Source organism: Actinoplanes sp. NPDC051513 (assembly GCF_044454685.1).
Lineage (GTDB): Bacteria > Actinomycetota > Actinomycetes > Mycobacteriales > Micromonosporaceae > Actinoplanes.
Genome location: NZ_JBITDW010000001.1, coordinates 737,498 through 753,755 on the forward strand (window position 1 = coordinate 737,498; position 16,258 = coordinate 753,755).

General features: G+C 71.2%; 18 protein-coding genes. 13 read left to right on the forward strand and 5 right to left on the reverse strand.

Translation table 11 applies throughout. From position 1 onward, the window contains the following. Positions 1-38: 38 nt before the first annotated feature. The 7 genes from aroA (at position 39) to ACIA5D_RS03535 (ending at position 6,476) form a co-directional block, all read left to right on the forward strand. Positions 39-1,361 carry a 3-phosphoshikimate 1-carboxyvinyltransferase gene (gene aroA, locus ACIA5D_RS03505; protein WP_396028217.1) on the forward strand — a complete coding sequence of 441 codons (1,323 nt, stop codon included), beginning with the start codon at positions 39-41 and terminating at the stop codon, positions 1,359-1,361. Between the two features lie 2 nt (positions 1,362-1,363). Beyond that, positions 1,364-2,434, forward strand: a complete 1,071-nt coding sequence (gene rsgA / locus ACIA5D_RS03510) for a ribosome small subunit-dependent GTPase A (RefSeq protein ID WP_396028590.1) — start codon at positions 1,364-1,366, stop codon at positions 2,432-2,434. Between the two features lie 60 nt (positions 2,435-2,494). After that, the gene (gene hisN, locus ACIA5D_RS03515) at positions 2,495-3,298 is read left to right on the forward strand and encodes a histidinol-phosphatase (protein ID WP_396028218.1); all 804 of its coding nucleotides are present in this window, start codon (positions 2,495-2,497) and stop codon (positions 3,296-3,298) included. Between the two features lie 74 nt (positions 3,299-3,372). Continuing rightward, the gene (locus ACIA5D_RS03520) at positions 3,373-4,239 is read left to right on the forward strand and encodes a hypothetical protein (protein WP_396028591.1); all 867 of its coding nucleotides are present in this window, start codon (positions 3,373-3,375) and stop codon (positions 4,237-4,239) included. Between the two features lie 148 nt (positions 4,240-4,387). Further along, on the forward strand, positions 4,388-4,978 hold the full coding sequence (locus tag ACIA5D_RS03525) for a sugar O-acetyltransferase (RefSeq protein ID WP_396028219.1): 591 nt from the start codon (positions 4,388-4,390) through the stop codon (positions 4,976-4,978). 207 nt (positions 4,979-5,185) lie between these two features. Then, positions 5,186-5,896 carry an ATP-binding protein gene (locus ACIA5D_RS03530; RefSeq protein ID WP_396028220.1) on the forward strand — a complete coding sequence of 237 codons (711 nt, stop codon included), beginning with the start codon at positions 5,186-5,188 and terminating at the stop codon, positions 5,894-5,896. 22 nt (positions 5,897-5,918) lie between these two features. Next, entirely contained in the window at positions 5,919-6,476 is a 558-nt protein-coding gene (locus ACIA5D_RS03535) for a DUF5709 domain-containing protein (RefSeq protein WP_396028221.1), read from the forward strand. Here the strand turns inward: ACIA5D_RS03535 and ACIA5D_RS03540 are convergent. Both ACIA5D_RS03540 and macS read right to left on the reverse strand, forming a co-directional pair. Continuing rightward, entirely contained in the window at positions 6,473-7,108 is a 636-nt protein-coding gene (locus ACIA5D_RS03540; protein WP_396028222.1) for a response regulator, read from the reverse strand. The genes ACIA5D_RS03535 and ACIA5D_RS03540 overlap by 4 nt on opposite strands. Further along, a complete protein-coding gene (gene macS / locus ACIA5D_RS03545; protein WP_396028223.1) occupies positions 7,096-8,229 on the reverse strand; it encodes a MacS family sensor histidine kinase in 1,134 nt (377 codons plus the stop codon). The genes ACIA5D_RS03540 and macS overlap by 13 nt, the downstream gene beginning before the upstream one ends. A gap of 42 nt (positions 8,230-8,271) precedes the next feature. On the opposite strand from macS, the gene ACIA5D_RS03550 reads away from it, so the two are divergent. The 3 genes from ACIA5D_RS03550 to ACIA5D_RS03560 all read left to right on the forward strand — a co-directional run bounded on the left by ACIA5D_RS03550 (position 8,272) and on the right by ACIA5D_RS03560 (position 11,085). Next, complete coding sequence (locus ACIA5D_RS03550; protein WP_396028592.1) at positions 8,272-8,730, forward strand: ATP-binding protein; 459 nt, start codon at positions 8,272-8,274, stop codon at positions 8,728-8,730. Between the two features lie 73 nt (positions 8,731-8,803). Continuing rightward, positions 8,804-9,766, forward strand: coding sequence for a carbohydrate-binding protein (locus ACIA5D_RS03555; protein WP_396028224.1), 963 nt, complete (start codon positions 8,804-8,806; stop codon positions 9,764-9,766). Between the two features lie 92 nt (positions 9,767-9,858). Beyond that, positions 9,859-11,085: a family 16 glycosylhydrolase gene (locus tag ACIA5D_RS03560; protein WP_396028225.1), complete on the forward strand. Its 1,227-nt coding sequence runs from the start codon at positions 9,859-9,861 to the stop codon at positions 11,083-11,085. A 4-nt stretch (positions 11,086-11,089) separates the two neighbouring features. Here ACIA5D_RS03560 and ACIA5D_RS03565 read toward each other — a convergent pair whose 3' ends face one another. Both ACIA5D_RS03565 and ACIA5D_RS03570 read right to left on the reverse strand, forming a co-directional pair. Continuing rightward, positions 11,090-12,316, reverse strand: coding sequence for a chitosanase (locus ACIA5D_RS03565; protein WP_396028226.1), 1,227 nt, complete (start codon positions 12,314-12,316; stop codon positions 11,090-11,092). A 63-nt stretch (positions 12,317-12,379) separates the two neighbouring features. Continuing rightward, on the reverse strand, positions 12,380-12,640 hold the full coding sequence (locus tag ACIA5D_RS03570) for a hypothetical protein (protein WP_396028227.1): 261 nt from the start codon (positions 12,638-12,640) through the stop codon (positions 12,380-12,382). An 82-nt stretch (positions 12,641-12,722) separates the two neighbouring features. Here ACIA5D_RS03570 and malQ point away from each other — a divergent pair, with 82 nt between their 5' ends. Together malQ and ACIA5D_RS03580 are read left to right on the forward strand one after the other, a co-directional pair. Further along, positions 12,723-14,672 carry a 4-alpha-glucanotransferase gene (gene malQ / locus ACIA5D_RS03575; protein WP_396028228.1) on the forward strand — a complete coding sequence of 650 codons (1,950 nt, stop codon included), beginning with the start codon at positions 12,723-12,725 and terminating at the stop codon, positions 14,670-14,672. After that, the gene (locus tag ACIA5D_RS03580; protein WP_396028229.1) at positions 14,669-14,848 is read left to right on the forward strand and encodes an antitoxin; all 180 of its coding nucleotides are present in this window, start codon (positions 14,669-14,671) and stop codon (positions 14,846-14,848) included. Before malQ ends, ACIA5D_RS03580 begins: the two co-directional genes overlap by 4 nt. Here ACIA5D_RS03580 and ACIA5D_RS03585 read toward each other — a convergent pair. Then, positions 14,845-15,216, reverse strand: coding sequence for a hypothetical protein (locus tag ACIA5D_RS03585; RefSeq protein WP_396028230.1), 372 nt, complete (start codon positions 15,214-15,216; stop codon positions 14,845-14,847). The genes ACIA5D_RS03580 and ACIA5D_RS03585 overlap by 4 nt on opposite strands. A gap of 127 nt (positions 15,217-15,343) precedes the next feature. On the opposite strand from ACIA5D_RS03585, the gene ACIA5D_RS03590 reads away from it, so the two are divergent. Then, on the forward strand, positions 15,344-16,195 hold the full coding sequence (locus ACIA5D_RS03590) for a spermidine synthase (protein ID WP_396028231.1): 852 nt from the start codon (positions 15,344-15,346) through the stop codon (positions 16,193-16,195). Positions 16,196-16,258: the final 63 nt, after the last annotated feature.

Here is a 16,258-nt window from a genome sequence, read left to right on the forward strand (position 1 = left end):
GGGAATGCTCCGTGGAAATGTCGTAGCCCGGCGGCAGAATGGCCATCGTGACCGCTGAACCTCGCCCCTGGCTCGCTCCTACCGCGTCCGCGCCCGTCACCGCCTCGGTGCGGCTGCCCGGCTCCAAGTCGATGACGGCCCGCGCGCTGATCCTCTCCGCGCTCGCCGACGGCCCCTCGGCGATCGAGCGGCCGCTGCGCGCCCGAGATACCGAGCTGATGTCGGCCGGTCTGCGCGCCATCGGGGTCGCGGTCGACACCGCCGACGAGGAGCGCTGGCGGGTCGAGCCGGGCGCGCTGCGCGGGCCGGCCCGGATCGACGTCGGGCTGGCCGGCACGATCATGCGGTTCCTGCCGCCCGTCGCGGCGCTGGCCGAGGGCACGGTCGAGTTCGACGGCGACCCCCACGCGCGCAAGCGGCCGATGGGCCCGATCGTCGCGGCGCTGCGCTCGCTCGGAGTGGCGATCGACGCGTCGCCCACGGGCGGCCTGCCGCTGACCGTGCGCGGGTCCGGGCTGGTCGAGGGCGGCGAGGCGGTGGTCGACGCGTCGGCGTCCAGCCAGTTCGTCTCCGGGCTGCTGCTGTCGGCGCCGCGCTTCACCAAGGGGCTGACGCTTCGTCACGAGGGCCCGCCGGTGCCGTCCGCGCCCCACCTGCGCATGACGACGCATATGCTGCGCGCCGCCGGCGCCGCGGTCGACGAGAGCGTGCCCGACGTCTGGGTCGTCGAGCCGAGCCCATTGCACGGCCGCACCTGGGTGATCGAGCCCGACCTCTCCGGCGCCGCGCCGTTCTTCGCGGCCGCCATGGTCACCGGCGGCGCGGTCACGCTCGCCGGGTGGCCCTCTTGCCGCAGTTCGGGTCTTGGCGGGCCCGCCGAGAGCTGGCAGCCGGTCGGCCAGGTGATCGAGCTGCTGCGCGGGCTCGGCGCCGAGGTCACGCTGGACGAGTCCGGGCTGACCGTGCGGGGCACAGGCACGCTGCGCGGCATCACCGCCGACCTGTCCGAGCTGAGCGAGCTGACGCCGGTGATCTCGGCGCTGGCGGCGCTCGCCGACGGGCCCAGCGAGCTGCGCGGGGTCGAACACATCCGCGGGCACGAGACCGACCGCATCTCCGCGCTCGCCACCGAGCTGAGCAAGGCCGGGGCCGGGGTGACCGAGTTCCGCGACGGGCTGCGCATCGAGCCGCGGCCGCTGCACGAGAGCTCCTTCGAGACGTACGCCGATCACCGCATGGCGCACGCCGCCGCGGTTATCGGGCTCGCCGTGCCGGGCACAACACTCACCGACGTAGCGTGTACGTCGAAGACGTTGCCCGAGTTCCCCGAACTCTGGGCGGGACTCGTGGCGAGGAGCTGAACCTGCCAGCACGCAAGCGGGAGTACGACGAGGACGACGTCCGGATCCGGCCGGCCCGTTCGTCGCGCCCGCGTACCCGCACCCGGCCCAAGCACGACGACGCCGTCGACGCGCTGGTGATCACCGTGGACCGTGGCCGGTACGGCTGCGTCCACGAGGGCGGCGCCGCCGACAGCCCGGTGATCACAGCGATGCGGGCGCGGGAGCTCGGCCGCAAGTCGGTCGTGGTGGGCGACCGGGTGGCGCTGGTCGGCGACGTGTCGGGGGCGGCGGGCGCGCTGGCCCGCATCGTGCGCATCTCCGAGCGGACGTCGGTGCTGCGCCGCACCGCGGACGACGACGACACCACCCCCGAGGGCCGGCTCGAGCGGGTGGTGGTGGCGAACGCCGACCAGCTGGTGATCGTCAGCGCCCTGGCCGATCCGCCACCGCGCACGGGTTTCATCGACCGTTGCCTGGTCGCGGCGTACGACGCCGACATCGAGCCGCTCCTGTGTTTGACGAAGGCCGACCTGGCCGGGCCCGAGGAGGTGCTCGACTACTACGCCGAGCTCGACCTCCCGTACGTGCTGGTGCAGCCCGACAGCGACCTGGCCGAGCTGCGAAAGCGGCTCGCCGGGCAGATCTCGGTCATGGTCGGCCACTCCGGCGTCGGCAAGTCCACCCTGGTCAACCGGCTGGTGCCGGACGCGTTGCGGGCCGTGGGCGTGGTGAGCGCGATCGGCAAGGGCCGGCACACGTCGACCAGCGCGGTGGCGCTGCGCCTGCCGCCGGTCGGCCGCTCCCGCAAGGACCCGGGCTGGATCATCGACACCCCCGGCATCCGCAGCTTCGGGCTGGCGCACGTGAGCGCCGAATCGCTGCTGCACGGCTTCCCCGACCTGGTCGAGGGAACCCTCGAAGATCAGCCGAACTGCGGGCACACACCGCAGGACGCGGAATGCCGCCTCGACGCCTGGGTCGCCGAGGGCAAGGCCGACCCGCGCCGCCTGGCCTCGTACCGCCGGCTGCTGGCCTCCCGGGCCGGCGAGCTCGACCTCTACGACCACCCGGAGCCGGACCAGCTCACCTGACGGCCGCCGGCCGCTCGGGTCTGGTGGGCGGTGGGGTGCGGATCGGCTAGCGTGCCACGCATGGCCGGATATGCCGATGACCTGTCGCTCGCTCATTTGCTCGCCGACACCGCCGACTCGATCTCGATGGGACGGTTCCGCGCGCTGGACCTGCGGGTGGAGTCGAAGCCCGACCTGACCCCGGTCTCCGACGCCGACACCGCCGTCGAGCAGGCCATCCGGTCCACCCTCCAGCGGGCCCGGCCGCGCGACAGCGTGCTCGGGGAAGAGTTCGGGCGCACCGAGGCCGCCGCCGGGCCCGGGAGCCGCCGCTGGGTGATCGACCCGATCGACGGCACCAAGAACTTCGTCCGGGGCGTGCCGATCTGGGGGACGCTGATCGCGCTCCTCGAGGGCGATGTCCCGGTGGCGGGGCTGGTCTCGGCGCCGGCGCTGGGACGACGCTGGTGGGCGGCGCGCGGCCATGGTGCGTACGCCGGAAAACACCAGCACGCGGCCACCCGCATCAAAGTCTCCGGAGTTCCGAAGCTGGCGGATGCCAGCTTCTGCTTCGCGAGCCTCGACGGGTGGGCGGCGACCGGACGGCTCGAGGCGATCGTCGACCTGAGCCTGAGCGCCTGGCGGAGCCGGGCCTACGGCGACTTCTACGGGTACACGCTGCTGGCCGAGGGCGCGCTGGACATCATGGTCGAGCCGGAGCTCTCGCTCTGGGACGTGGCCGCGCTGATACCCATCGTGACGGAGGCCGGCGGCACGATCACCGACCTGACCGGCCGCTCCCCCGGCGACAAAACCGCCGCGATCGCCACGAACGGCGCGTTGCACGAGACCATCCTCACCGCCCTCGCCGGCCCCAAGCGCTGAAACGGTCTTGACACCAAGAATCCTCGTCTACAGTGCGTCAGGTGGTGACACCCGGCTGGTTCTTCCTCGCCGCCATGATCCTGGCGTACGGGGTCGCTAACCTGCTGCAGTCCGCGGCCGCGGCGCGCACCACCGTGCACCACACCTTCGACCCGGGTCTGCTGGTGCGGCTGGCCGGCCAGCGCACCTACCTGCTCGGCATCGGCTGCCAGACGCTCGGCTTCATCCTGGCGTTCCTGGCCCGGCGCGACCTCCCGCTCTTCCTGGTGCAGGCCAGCGTCGCCGCCGGTCTGGGCGTGACGGCCCTGCTTGGCGTGCTGATCCTCAAGTGGAGTCTGCCCACCGCCGAGATCTTCCTGCTCACGCTGCTCCTGGCCGGCATCACCGCGCTGGTGCTGGCGGCCGAGCCGGCGCATTCGCGCCGGCTGGGGGCGGTCGTCGTGGCGCTGCTGGCGGTGTCGGTCCTGGTGATGGCGGTGCTGGGCTTCTTCGCCGTACGCCTGCAGGGCGCGCTCGGATCGGTGGTCCTGGGCTCGCTGGCCGGCGTGGATTTCTCGGCGGCGGCGATCGCGGCCCGGCCGCTGGCCAACGAACACTCGGTGAGCGGCTTCTTCACGAACCCGCTGCTGTACCTCCTGGTGATCCACTCCCTGGTGGGCCAACTGCTGCTGGGCTTGGCGATGCAGCGCGGCTCGACCACGGCGGCGGTGGCGGCCATGGACGCAGCCGGCGCGGTGCCGGCCGCGATCGTGGGCCTGCTGCTGCTGGGCGATCGCATCCACGAGGGCCGGGAGTGGCTGTGCGTGCTCGGCTTCGTGGCCACGCTGGCGGCGGTGATCGGCCTGACCCGCTACGCGGAACCCCAGCACCACCACGCGACCGCACCGGTCCGTCGCCCGGACGCCCCGGCCGGTTTGCGAGCGGCCGCGACGGGGCGCTGAACCGCTCACCCGGCCCCTCGCTGCGACGACGCGCACGGCACAACGGATGAAGAGTCGCCGTGCGCGATGAACCGCGCATCATCAAGATCGGCGACGCCGCGCGCGGTCGGATGGTGAGGGCGGTGGGCGGGCGGGTGAGGATGGGTGGGTGAATCTTGAGGAGCAGCGGGCGTTCATTTTGTCGGGGCGGATGTATGACGACCTCACGCGCGAGCTGATCGAGGCTCGGGAGCGGGCCGTTCTGCTCAGCAGCGAGTACAACGCGACCTTCGGGAAGGCTCAGGCGGTACGCGAAGAGGTTCTGCGGCGCCTGCTGGGGAGCGTTGGCGAAGGCTGTTACTTCGAGCCGACGTTTCGGTGTGAGTTCGGGTTCAACATCCGGATCGGAGATCAGTTCTACGCGAACTTCGACTGCGTGATGCTGGACGGCGGGGGGATCACGATCGGGGATCACGTGCTGTTCGGGCCACGGGTGGGGATCTACACGTCCAACCATGCGATCGACGCCGGGGAGCGGGCCGCGGGTGGGTGCTACGCCAAGCCGGTGACGATCGGGAGCCATGTGTGGGTCGGTGGCGGGGTCACGATCAATCCGGGTGTGAGCATCGGGGACAACACGATCGTCGGGTCGGGGAGTGTGGTCACGCGGTCGATTCCGGCGGGTGTGATCGCGGTGGGCAATCCGGCGCGGGTGCTGCGGGAGATCACCGACGCCGACAAGACCGGGTTCCGGCCCTGAATTTGCCGGCACAGCCCGGCGGGCGCGGGAGGGATGGCAGCCAGCCGGCGTCGAAGCAGCGGGTGCCCGGCTGACCGCGTACGGAAAAGAAGCGTTTGTAATCACTCAGAGGCATGGGTTCCATGCGTAGGGGTACAAGCAGTTATGTACTGAATGACGGTCCTCCGAAATGCGAAGGGAGGGCGCGTTATGCACAATGGAGCGATCATGTCGAGCGAGGTGCGACACCTGGTTGACAGCGCCCGGCCGTTTCCGGTGGTTCGGCTGAGCGGGGTGCTCGATGCGACGACCGCGGCGACGGTGCGTGACGTCCTGCTCGATGTGCTCGCCGGGCAGCCCTCTTCGATCGTCCTCGACGTCGGTGAGCTGGAGATCGGTGAGGCCGAAGCGGTCGGTGTCCTGCGTGAGGTGTCGCGGGAGACGGCCTGGTGGCCGGGAGCCCATCTCACGCTCTGTGATTCTCGCGCCGAGGTCTGGCAAGGGTCGGGCTGGGATCTTCACAAGGACTGCGCGGGGGCGCTTGCCGAGCTCGGCGAGCCGGAAGACGATCACCGGCTGAGTCTGGATCTCGAGCCGCAGGTGAGCGCGGCGCGGCATTGCCGTGAGGTGATCGCCGAGGCGTGCGAGCGGTGGGGCCGGGGAAGCCTCGCGGGGAGCGCCTGCATCGTCGCCACCGAGATGGTCAACAACGTGGTCGCGCACGCGCGGACGTCGATGATCGTGTTGATCGCCACAAAGGGTGACGGGCTCAGCATCGCGGTGCGTGACCATTCGGCGGTCATACCGTCATATGTGGGTACACCGGTGTCGCCGACGTCCGCCGGCGGACGGGGGATGCTGCTGATCGACTCGGTGGCGTCGCGGTGGGGAAGTCTGCCGTTGGCGGACGGCAAAGTGGTGTGGGCGTTACTGGGCTGACCACGCGGGTAGATTGCGACGCATGCGAGACAACGACTACCCGACCGAGGTGTCCGACCCGGAGTCGTCCGGGCTGCCCGGCACCGCGGATGACGATTCCAACGCCTACGACTCGGTGGAAAGCACCCGCTGGGCCGACGGCGCCGACCCGGCCGCGCTGGCGGGCACGGGGCCGGGGGGCTCCAACCGCTTCGGCGATACGGCCGAAGAGGCGCGGGAGGGCGAGTCCCTCGACTACCGGCTGCGGCAGGAAAGCCCCGACGTCGGCGCCGAAGACCCGATCCCCCAGCGCCGCGACCCGATCGACGAGACGGTCGACAGCTCGGAGCAGCGCGATTTCGACGCCGACGTGTGGGGCGCGAGCCCGACGTCCGACCCGAAGTCGCAGATCTCCCTCTACGACGACGGCCAGCTCGACGACGACGACCCCGAGCCGGTCGGCCGGCTGGTCGCGCCCGACGAGGGCTACGGCTTCGACGACGAGGCCGACAGCGTGGCGTACGACGCGGGCGCGGCCGGCGGCGGCGCGAGCGCCGAAGAGCTGGCCATGCACGAGACCAACGCGCCGGACTACGACTAATCCAGGCCCTGCTCGATGGCGTACCGGGTGAGCTCGACCCGGTTGTGCAGCTGAAGCTTGCCGAGCGTGTTCTGGACGTGGTTCTGCACCGTGCGGTGGCTCAGCACGAGCCGCTCGGCGATCTGCCGGTACGACAGGCCCTTCGCCACGAGCCGCAGCACCTCGGTCTCGCGCTCGGTGAGTTTCGGCGACTCCGGGCCGCTCGGCGAGATCGCGAGCCGGCGGAACTCGCCGAGAACCAGCCCCGCCAGCCCGGGGGTGAAGACGGTGTCGCCGGCGGCGGTGCGGCTCACCGCGTCCAGAAACTCGGGCAGGCCGGCCGATTTGAGCAGGTAGCCGGCCGCGCCGGCCTTCACCGCGTCGAGCACGTCCTGCTGCTCGCCGCTGGCCGACAGCATGAGGATGCGCACGCCCGGCAGCTCGGCGCGCAGCCCGTTGATCACCTCGACCCCGGACACGTCGGGTAGTTGCAGGTCGAGGACGACGACGTCGGGCCGCGCGGCCGCGGCGATGCGCACCGCCTGTTGTCCCTCGCCGGTGGTCGCGACCACCTCGTACCCGGCCGCGGCCAGATCGCGGCTCACGCCCTCGCGCCACATCGGGTGGTCGTCGACCACCATCACCCGGACCATTTGGCCAGCCTAATCTCCACCTCGGTGCCGTCCCCCGGCGCCGAGACGATCGCGGTCTCGCCGCCCAGCTCGGCGATGCGCCCGCGGATCGACTGGGCGACGCCCAGCCTCCCCTGCGCCTCGGCCTCGGCCAGCCGGTCGGCGGCGAATCCGGTGCCGTCGTCCCGCACGGTCACGATCACCTCGTCGGACTCGTCCTCGACCAGGAGGTAGGCCTTGGTGCCGGCGGGGCAGTGCCGGTCGACGTTGTCGAGCGCGGCGGCGACGGCCGCCGCCAGCTCCCTCGCGGTCGCGGCGGGCAGGCGGACCGGTCCGGCGGGGGCGGAGATGGTCACGGTCGATGACGCGTACGGCCCCAGCAGCGTCCTCAGGTCGAGCTCGGCACTGCCGTCCACGGCCCGCGCGGCGTGCCCGGCGACCAGGTTGCGCAGCGCCGCCTCCTGCTCGCCGGCCAGCCGGGCCAGCTCCCCCGCCTGACCCCCGAGGCCTTCCCCGCGCCGCTTGACCAGGGCGAGCACCTGCAGCACCGAGTCGTGGATGTCGCGGGCCAGCCGTTCCCGCTCGCGGATGGCCGCCTCGATCTCGACTGCCCGCTGCAGTCTCTCCTGGGAGACCTCGACGACCCGCACCAGATAGCCGACCGCGATCGCGGCGAGCAGCATGAGCACCGAGCCGGTGAAGGCGGCCTGGTCGTAGTGGGCCCGGACGATCAGGTCGGTGGCGCCCATGATCAGCGCGGCGGCGATGCCTCCGCGGCGACCGCCGGCGACGGCCCAGGCGAGCACGGGCGCGACATGCCAGGCGACGGCGAGGGTGGGCTTGCCGTCCTCGAGGGCGGCGCGGCCGACGACCGGCACGCTGGCGGCCAGGACCGCCACGGTGAGCAGCAGGTCGGCGACGAGCAGCGGGCGCAGGCGGCGGGCGGGGTTCGCGTACGCGTACGTCGTGAAGACCGTCCAGCCCGCCATCACGGCCAGCACGGGCCACGCCAGCATCGGCGTCGCGTAGTGCGAGAAATTCCGGACCACCAGGATCGTGGCGTACGTCAGCGCGGCGATCCGGTACAGCGCGATCGCCCGCCACAGTGGCGCCTGGAACCCGGTGTCCCGCCCCTGACGCATGCGCCGACCATCCCACATCACATCGCCTGGGCGGGGCCCGCCCTGCGGGAAGATCAGACGTCGCCTAACGTCGGAAGCATCGGCACCGAAGTTCTGCTCACCGAGACGTTCGACCACAGCTCGATCACCGCGCTGCGGCACGCCGTCGCGTCCCGGGCGCGCGAGGCCGGGCTGGCCGAGGATCGGCTCGACGACTTCGTGGTGGCGGTCAACGAGTTGCTGACCAACGCGGTCCGGCACGGGGGCGGCCTGGGCCGGGTGGCGCTGTGGCGGCAGGACGGCGATGTGGTGTGCGAGGTGAGCGACGCCGGGGCGGGGTTGGCGGCGCCGCGGCCGGCGGCGAACGTGCGTCCGGCGGCCGATCAGCCGGGCGGTTGGGGGCTGTGGCTCGCCGAGGAATTGACCGACACATTCCAGCTTCTGACGGGAAACGGTGGAACGACCGTTCGGGTGTCCAGTCGCGTTGGTGGAAACCAGCCCAGTTCCTTAAGTGATCCTTAAGTCCGCCTGCCCGATCTTGCCTTTGGCGTGCCCTATCGAGAAAGTCGTGCCTGCTGTTACCTGAGGGGGTTTCGTGGTGCACGAGGCACGCCATCGCACCGGCACGTCGACGTGGCGGGTCCGTCCGCGGGCCGTAGCGGCCCTCGCGGTGGCCACGGCCGGGCTCGCGATGGCGATCTGGCTCCCGGGCCGCGGCGACGTGGCGTCGGCCGACGTGCACGGGCGCGACGCGGCCGCCCAGTTCGGGCGCAGCGTCTTCGAGGACGACTTCTCCGGCGACCGCGGCCTCGACTTCTCGAAGTGGACGCTGCTGCGCGACGACGGCGCTCCCGTCGACCGCGGCGCCTCGATCGACGACGGCGAGCTCCAGGTCGACCGGCTGCTGCGCAGCAAGCAGCGGTTCACCGACGGGTTCGGGCACGCCGAGGCGCGCATCAAGGTGAAGCGGCAGAACGGGGTGTGGCGGGCGTTCGCCGTGCTCGACGAGAACGGGCGGGTGCCGAGGGGCACGCTCGAGACCATCGAGGGCGGGATCGACCCGACGTCGGGGCGCAACTTCCACACGTACGCGATCGATTGGTCGCCGGAGACGGTGGTCTGGTCGGTCGACGGGAAGCCGAGCCTCCGGCTGGTCCGGGAGGACCAGGACGGGCCGCTCACGCTGGTGCTGAACCTGGCCACGGACGGGCGGTCGGCGTCGCGGATGCTTGTCGACTTCGTCCAGGTGTTCACGAACTCGTCGGCGCCGCCGACCGCGTCGCCGTCGGAGGAGCCGTCTCAGGAGCCGTCCGGGGAGCCGTCCCAGGAACCATCTCAGGAGCCGTCCGGGGAACCGTCCCAGGAACCGTCCGCCTCTCCGGAGCCCACCCCCTCCGAGTCGGCCACCGCCACCATCGCGGCCTGGGCGCCCTTCACCAACTACGAGGCCGGTGACCTGGTCACCTTCGCGGGTGCGACCTACCGCGTGCTCGAGGCGCACACCTCGCTGCCCGGCTGGGAGCCCACCAAGTTGCCCAATCTCTTCGCAAAGGTGTAAACACGGGTCGATTTCCGGGGATTCGGTTGACGACGACGGTCTATCTATAAAGGCTGTTGCCGATATACGCACCTCTTCCCCGGAGGATCCCCATGCGTAAGGCACGAATCCTGCTGGCCGCGGCCGTGGTCGCGACGACCCTCACGGCCGGCCTGTTCGCCGGCTCCCGCAACGACACCGCCGAGGCCGCCGTCGGCCCGGTCGTCTGGTCCGACGAGTTCAACGGCGCGTCCGGCAGCGCGATCGACTCGTCCAAGTGGAAGTTCGACATCGGCGGCAGCGGCTGGGGCAACAACGAGCTCGAGTACTACACGAACTCGACCAGCAACGTCTATCAGGACGGCGCCGGCCACCTGGCGATCACCGCCCGCCGGGAGAACCCGTCCAACTACCAGTGCCACTACGGCACCTGCCAGTACACGTCGGGCCGCATCCTGACCGCGGACAAGTTCTCGCAGACGTACGGCCGCTTCGAGGCCAGCATCAAGATCCCGAAGGGTCAGGGCATCTGGCCGGCGTTCTGGATGCTCGGCGGCAACAACTGGCCCACCACCGGCGAGATCGACATCATGGAGAACGTCGGCAACGCCCCCAACACCGTGTACGGGACCATTCACGGGCCCGGCTACTCGGGAGCGGGCGGCATCGGCGGCAACCGCACGATCGGCTCCGCCCTGGGCGACGCCTTCCACACGTACGCGGTGGATTGGTCGCCGAATTTGATCGTGTGGTATCTCGACGGCAGTGAGTACTTCCGCGCGACCCCGGCCAGCCTCAACGGCAACACGTGGGTCTTCGACCACCCGTTCTTCATGATCCTGAACGTGGCGGTCGGCGGGTACTGGCCCGGCAACCCCGACGGCAGCACGGTGTTCCCGCAGACCATGCTGGTCGACTACGTGCGGGTCTCGGCCTGGAACAACGACGGCGGCGGAACCGGCCAGGCGCTCAAGAGCAACTTCAGCGGCCGGTGCATCGACATCCCGTCCGCCAACCCGGTGGACGGCGCCCGGCTGCAGACCTGGGACTGCAACGGCACCGTGGCGCAGCAGTGGACCGCCAACAGCGACGGGACGCTGCGGGCCATGGGCAAGTGCATGGACCCGGCCGGCGGCGCGCTGGCCAACGGCACCCCGATCCAGCTGGTGACCTGCAACGGCAACCCGGTGCAGCGGTTCACCCTGTCGTCCGCCGGCGACCTGGTGAACGTCTCGGCCAACCGGTGCGTCGACGTCAAGGACTGGAACAGCGCGAACGGCGCGCAACTCCAGCTCTGGGACTGCGCGGGCACCTCGAACCAGAAGTGGTCGCGGGCCTGATCGATCAGCCGATCCTGTACCGGTCCCCGTAGACCTGCCAGGTCAGGGGCCCGGTCAGGTCGAGGTTGCTGCGGCGCAGGAACTGGCGCTGGGCGGTGTCGACGCGGGTGGTGTCGCTGTGCGCCTCCTCGGTGCGCATCTCGCTGACCCGCGCGTCGAGGAAGGCGTCCAGGTAGGCGATCTCGTCGCCGCCCTGGGCCGGCGACTTCGCGGCCGTCAGGGCGTGCCGGCGGATGCCGTTCAGACCGGAGACGCCGTGCATCACCGCGGCGTCGAAATAGGCGAACTGGCCGAGCGCGCGCAGGCCGTCGGCCCGGGCCAGGCGCAGGGCCGGCTGGAAGTACATCCGGTCGCGCTCGTCTTCCTGCACCTTCTGGAAGACCGGGTCGCGGACGGCGGCCTTCCAGGCCGCGACGAAGCCGGGGTCGAGGCCGGCGTGCGAGTCCGAGCCGTCGACGGTTTTCAAAGCCGGCAGGTACGGAGCCAGCACGTTGATCGGCTTGCGGCGGGTGTACTCGGTGACCACCTCGAGCATGTCCGAGGTGCCCGAGCAGAAGCCGACGATCCCGGCCGTGTAGCCGCGGCCGTCGCCGAGATCCTCGATGTAGCCGTACTCGTTGCGCCAGGTCAGCGTGGAGTTCTCGGCGCTGGACACCAGCTCGAGCGCGGCCTCCTTCTTGCGCCCGTCGTCGAGCCCCGCGGCGAGCGAGCCGGCGGCCGGTGCTGCCGCCCGCAGGGGCGCGGCCGACGGCCCGTACGTCTTGATCTCGGAGAGCGAATAACCGGCCGAGCCCTTGGCCCGCACGGTGGCCAGCACCCGCACGTAGCGCCCGCTGCCGCCGAGCCGCTTCAAGTTGTCGGCGCCGCCGTTGCCGGCCCCGGTCGCGTAGACGTCGGTCCAGTTGGCACCGTCCATCGAGGTCTGCACCCGGTAGGCCGTCGCGTAGGCGCCGCCCCAGCGCAGCAGCACCCGGTCGACGTCACGAACCGCGCCGAGGTCGATGCGCACCCATTGCGTGCCCGGGCCGGCGGCGCTCTCCCACCGGCTCGACGGGTCGGAGTCGGTGGCCTCGCCGGCCTGCCACGTTCCTCCCCGCTCCGAAGAGGCGGTCGTCGGCCGGCCCCGGGAGAGCAGCACATCGGAGTTCGCGCTCGCGGCGACCGAGATGGCCAGCGGCACGCCGAGCATCACCGTGATGCCGGCGCCGAGGGCGATCGTGCGTATCCGCATCCGTCAACGCTAGGTCGGCCCGCGCGCGAGCCGCCGCCGATTGCCGGAAAACCACCCGTCTATCTATGGCTGCTTCTTACGGCGCCCGCGGGTCGCCAGCACGATGGCCAGCACAATCGCGGCGATCACCACGAGGCAGCACAGGCCGCCCAGAAATCCGAAGAAACCGAACCCGCCCCGGCGGCGGCGGTACTTCGCCGCCTCGATCGCTACGTCGGCCACCCCGTTGCTCGCGGCCCACGCGTGCACCGGCACCACCAGGGTAAGCATCACACCGGTCACGGCCGCGGCTGCCCGCGACCACCACTTCACCACTGCAGACATGTGTTCCATCCTTACCGCTCCGCGCAAGTGCAGGCGAAATCAGGCAGGGTAATTGGGGGAAGAATCAGGGGAAGGGGAGCGGATGGACGCCGATCTGGTGGCATTGGCCGAGGCCCACGGGGTGGCCACCTGGTACGAGGACTGGCATCGCAAGCGGAAGGACGTCTCCGCGGAGTCGGTCGTCGGGGTGCTCGGGCTGCTGGGGGTCGACGCCACCACGCCTTCGGCTGTCGCGTCCTCGCTGGCTGCGGCGCGGTCGCGCGACGGTCTTGGCCGCCTGCCCGGCACCCTCGTGATCCGTCTGGGGACAAAACGGGCATTGCCCGGCGCTGGTGTCATCACGCTCGAGGACGGCTCGGAGCTTTCGGATTTATCCGAGATTCCCGCCACCGTGCCGCTGGGCTGGCACCGACTGGACGTCGGCGGGCAGGAGATCACGCTGATCGTGGTGCCGGCGGAACTGCCGGAACCGCCGCAGACCTGGGGCTGGATGCTGCAGCTCTACGCCCTGCACTCGGCCGGATCGTGGGGCATGGGCGACCTCGGCGACCTGCGCACGTTCGTGGGGCAGGCCGGCTCACCCGGGCTGATCCTGCTCAACCCGCTGCACGCGATCACGCCCACGCTGCCGGTGCCGCCCTCGCCGTACGCGCCCTCGAGCCGGCGCTTCGCCAACCCGCTCTACCTGCGGGTCGCCGACACCGCCGAGTACCGCCGGGCCGACCCTCCACTGCGCGCCAAGGTCGACGCCCTCAAGCCGGCCGCGTCCGAACTGATCGACTACACCGCGGTGTGGCAGGCCAAACGGGCCGCGCTGGAGCTGCTCTGGCCGCTGGCCGGCGAGGTCGACCTGACCACCGACCCCGGCCTGCTCGACTTCGCCCGGTTCTGCGCGCTGGCCGAGCTGTACGGCGCGAACTGGCAGGAGTGGCCGGCGGAGTTCCGCCGCCCCGACTCCCCCGCCGTGCGAGCGTTCCGCAGCGACCGGATCGCCTTCCACGTCTGGCTCCAGCGACTGATCAAGGAGCAGCTGGACGCCGTGAAGGTGGCGGCCGGCGACATGCCGGTGGGCATCGTGCTCGACCTCGCGGTCGGCACCGACCCGAGCGGCGCCGACGGCTGGCTGCTGCAGGACGTGCTGGCCAAGGGCGTGCACATCGGCGCCCCACCGGATGCGTTCAACCAGCTCGGGCAGGACTGGGGCGCGGCGGCGTGGCGGCCCGACCGGCTGATCGAGACCGGGTACGCGGCCTACCGCGACATGCTGCGGCGGATCTTCGCGAGCGCGGGCGGCCTGCGGGTCGACCACGTGGCCGGGCTGTGGCGCCTCTGGTGGGTGCCGCCGGGGATGGGGGCGGCCGGCGGGACGTACGTGCACTACGACCCGGAGGCGATGCTCGGCATCCTGGCGCTGGAGGCCACCCGGGCCGGCGCCGTGGTGATCGGCGAAGACCTGGGCACGGTCCAGAAGGCGGTCACCGAGGGGCTCGAGCGGATGAACATGCTGGGTTCGGCGGTGCTCTGGTTCACCCGCGACTGGGAGGACCCGGACGGCGTCTACTACCCGGCCGCCAAGTACCCGCGCAACGCGCTCGCCTCGATCTCCACCCACGACCTGCCGACCGCGGCCGGCTTCCTCGCCGGCGAGCAGGTGAAGGTGCGGGCCGAGCTGGGTCAGCTGGCCGGCTCGGTCGAACAGGAGCGGGCGGCCGCCGAGAAGGATCGCGAGCAGCTCAAGCGGCTGCTGCGCGACGAGGGGCTGATCACCGCGACCAGCACCGACGAGGAGGTCGTGGTCGCCATGCATCAATTCCTTGCGCGTACGCCGTGCCGGTTCGTCACCGCGTCGCTCTACGACGTGCTGGGCGAGCTCGACCAGCCCAACCTGCCGGGGACCGTCGACGAGTACCCGAACTGGCGGATGCGGATCGGCCTTAGCCTTGAGCAGATCGCCGGCGACCCCCGCATCGCGAGGATCGCCGGGATTCTGGGAGATCGCCGGGATTCTGGGAAAGAGAGGGCAACGCGATGAGCTTCATGGACAAAGCCAAGGACTTCCTCCACAAACACGACAAGCAGGTCGACCAGGCCCTCGAGAAGATCGGCGACGAGGTCGACAAGCGCACCGGCCACAAGTACTCGGGCCAGATCGACAAAGGCGTGGACGAGGCCCAGAAGCGCACCGGCTCCGGCGATACCCAGCCCTAGAGCGGCGGCGGGGGTGGATCGTCGTCCACCGCGAAGAGCATCGGGTGCAACGGCAGGTAGGCGTCGCGCTGGCGGCACAGGGCCGGTGGCAGCAGGGACGAGCGGTGTTCCGGGTGTTCGCCGCAATGGCGCATCGCCCGGGACACCGCGTCCGGGTGGTGCCGGCCGCCCCCGTACTCGCCGCAGGTCTCGCAGTCCCAACGCCAGAAGGGCAGGCCCTCCTCGGAGAAGTGCCGGCGGATCCGCAGCGGCGGGCCGGCCTCCTGCTGAGCGGCGGCCAGGATCGCCGGCATCTCGCGGACGCCGGGCGGGCCCGGCGGGCGTGGTCCCTGGCCGATGATCTCTGCGAGCACGTTGCTCGTCGACACGGTGCACCTCCCGATTGAGCCGGAGGCCAGTAAAACCGGATTTAAAGCCTGATCGACGACTTTTCAGGAAATCCCACCCGCGACGGCGAGGGGACCTCCCTCATGCCCGCCTGGAATAGTCAGTCAGATGGCACAGCGCAGAGGGCAGGGACGGCTGACCGAGACGGTCGCCTCCGGGGTCGCCGAGCTCATCCCCGACCCCGATCGCGCCGCCGCGTACAGCCTCATGCTCGACGGCGCGCCACAGTCCTACGTCGATCTCGACGACCCCACCCACCTAGAGTTCGAGTACATCCGACGGATGGCGGCCGCGATCGACCTGATCGCGCCGGCCGGCGAGCCGCTGCGCGTGCTGCACCTGGGCGGCGGGGCCCTCACCCTGCCGCGCTACATCGCCGCGACCCGCCCCGCGTCGCCCCAGCGGGTGGTGGAGATCGACGGCCCCCTCGTCGAGATGGTCCGCCGCGAGCTGCCATGGAATTCCAAGGCCAATGTCCGCGTACGGGTGGCAGACGCGCGCGCCGCGCTGGAGGGCATGCGCGACGGCGGGTACGACGTTGTGATCCTCGACGTCTTCGCCGGCGCCCGCACCCCCGCCCACCTCGCCTCGGTCGAGTTCGCCCGGGAGGTTGCCCGGGTCCTCGCCCCGACCGGCCGGCTGATCGCCAACGTCGCCGACGGCCCGCCGCTGCGCTTCGCCCGCGCCCAGGTCGCCACGATCCGGGCCGCGCTGCCCGAGGCCTGCCTCGTGGCCGACGCCGCCGTGCTGCGCGGCCGCCGCTTCGGCAACCTCGTGGTGATCGCCGGCCGCACTCCCGCGCCGGTCGCTGAGCTCACCCGGCGGGCGGCCGGCGACTGGTTCCCCGGGCGGGTCGAGACCGACCTCGACCGTTTTGCCGGCGGCGTGGCGCCCGTCACCGACAGTGTTGCCGTGGCCTCACCACCTCCGCCTGCCGGCCTGTTCAGTAACCGTAAGTGACGACGGATCAGCCAAAGGTTCACCTGAACCGACCCTGTCGTGTTGTCGTCAGGAAATCCGGTG

Bases quoted from the DNA above. Each gene is read 5' to 3' on its own strand.
- ACIA5D_RS03565 (WP_396028226.1), bottom strand. From the start codon at position 12,316: ATGCGGATACGCACGATCGCCCTCGGCGCCGGCATCACGGTGATGCTC.
- ACIA5D_RS03560 (WP_396028225.1), top strand. From the start codon at position 9,859: ATGCGTAAGGCACGAATCCTGCTGGCCGCGGCCGTGGTCGCGACGACC.
- ACIA5D_RS03535 (WP_396028221.1), top strand. From the start codon at position 5,919: ATGCGAGACAACGACTACCCGACCGAGGTGTCCGACCCGGAGTCGTCC.
- ACIA5D_RS03580 (WP_396028229.1), top strand. From the start codon at position 14,669: ATGAGCTTCATGGACAAAGCCAAGGACTTCCTCCACAAACACGACAAG.
- ACIA5D_RS03530 (WP_396028220.1), top strand. From the start codon at position 5,186: ATGTCGAGCGAGGTGCGACACCTGGTTGACAGCGCCCGGCCGTTTCCG.
- ACIA5D_RS03540 (WP_396028222.1), bottom strand. From the start codon at position 7,108: ATGGTCCGGGTGATGGTGGTCGACGACCACCCGATGTGGCGCGAGGGC.
- malQ (WP_396028228.1), top strand. From the start codon at position 12,723: ATGGACGCCGATCTGGTGGCATTGGCCGAGGCCCACGGGGTGGCCACC.
- ACIA5D_RS03590 (WP_396028231.1), top strand. From the start codon at position 15,344: ATGGCACAGCGCAGAGGGCAGGGACGGCTGACCGAGACGGTCGCCTCC.
- ACIA5D_RS03570 (WP_396028227.1), bottom strand. From the start codon at position 12,640: ATGTCTGCAGTGGTGAAGTGGTGGTCGCGGGCAGCCGCGGCCGTGACC.
- macS (WP_396028223.1), bottom strand. From the start codon at position 8,229: ATGCGTCAGGGGCGGGACACCGGGTTCCAGGCGCCACTGTGGCGGGCG.
- aroA (WP_396028217.1), top strand. From the start codon at position 39: ATGGCCATCGTGACCGCTGAACCTCGCCCCTGGCTCGCTCCTACCGCG.
- ACIA5D_RS03520 (WP_396028591.1), top strand. From the start codon at position 3,373: ATGATCCTGGCGTACGGGGTCGCTAACCTGCTGCAGTCCGCGGCCGCG.
- hisN (WP_396028218.1), top strand. From the start codon at position 2,495: ATGGCCGGATATGCCGATGACCTGTCGCTCGCTCATTTGCTCGCCGAC.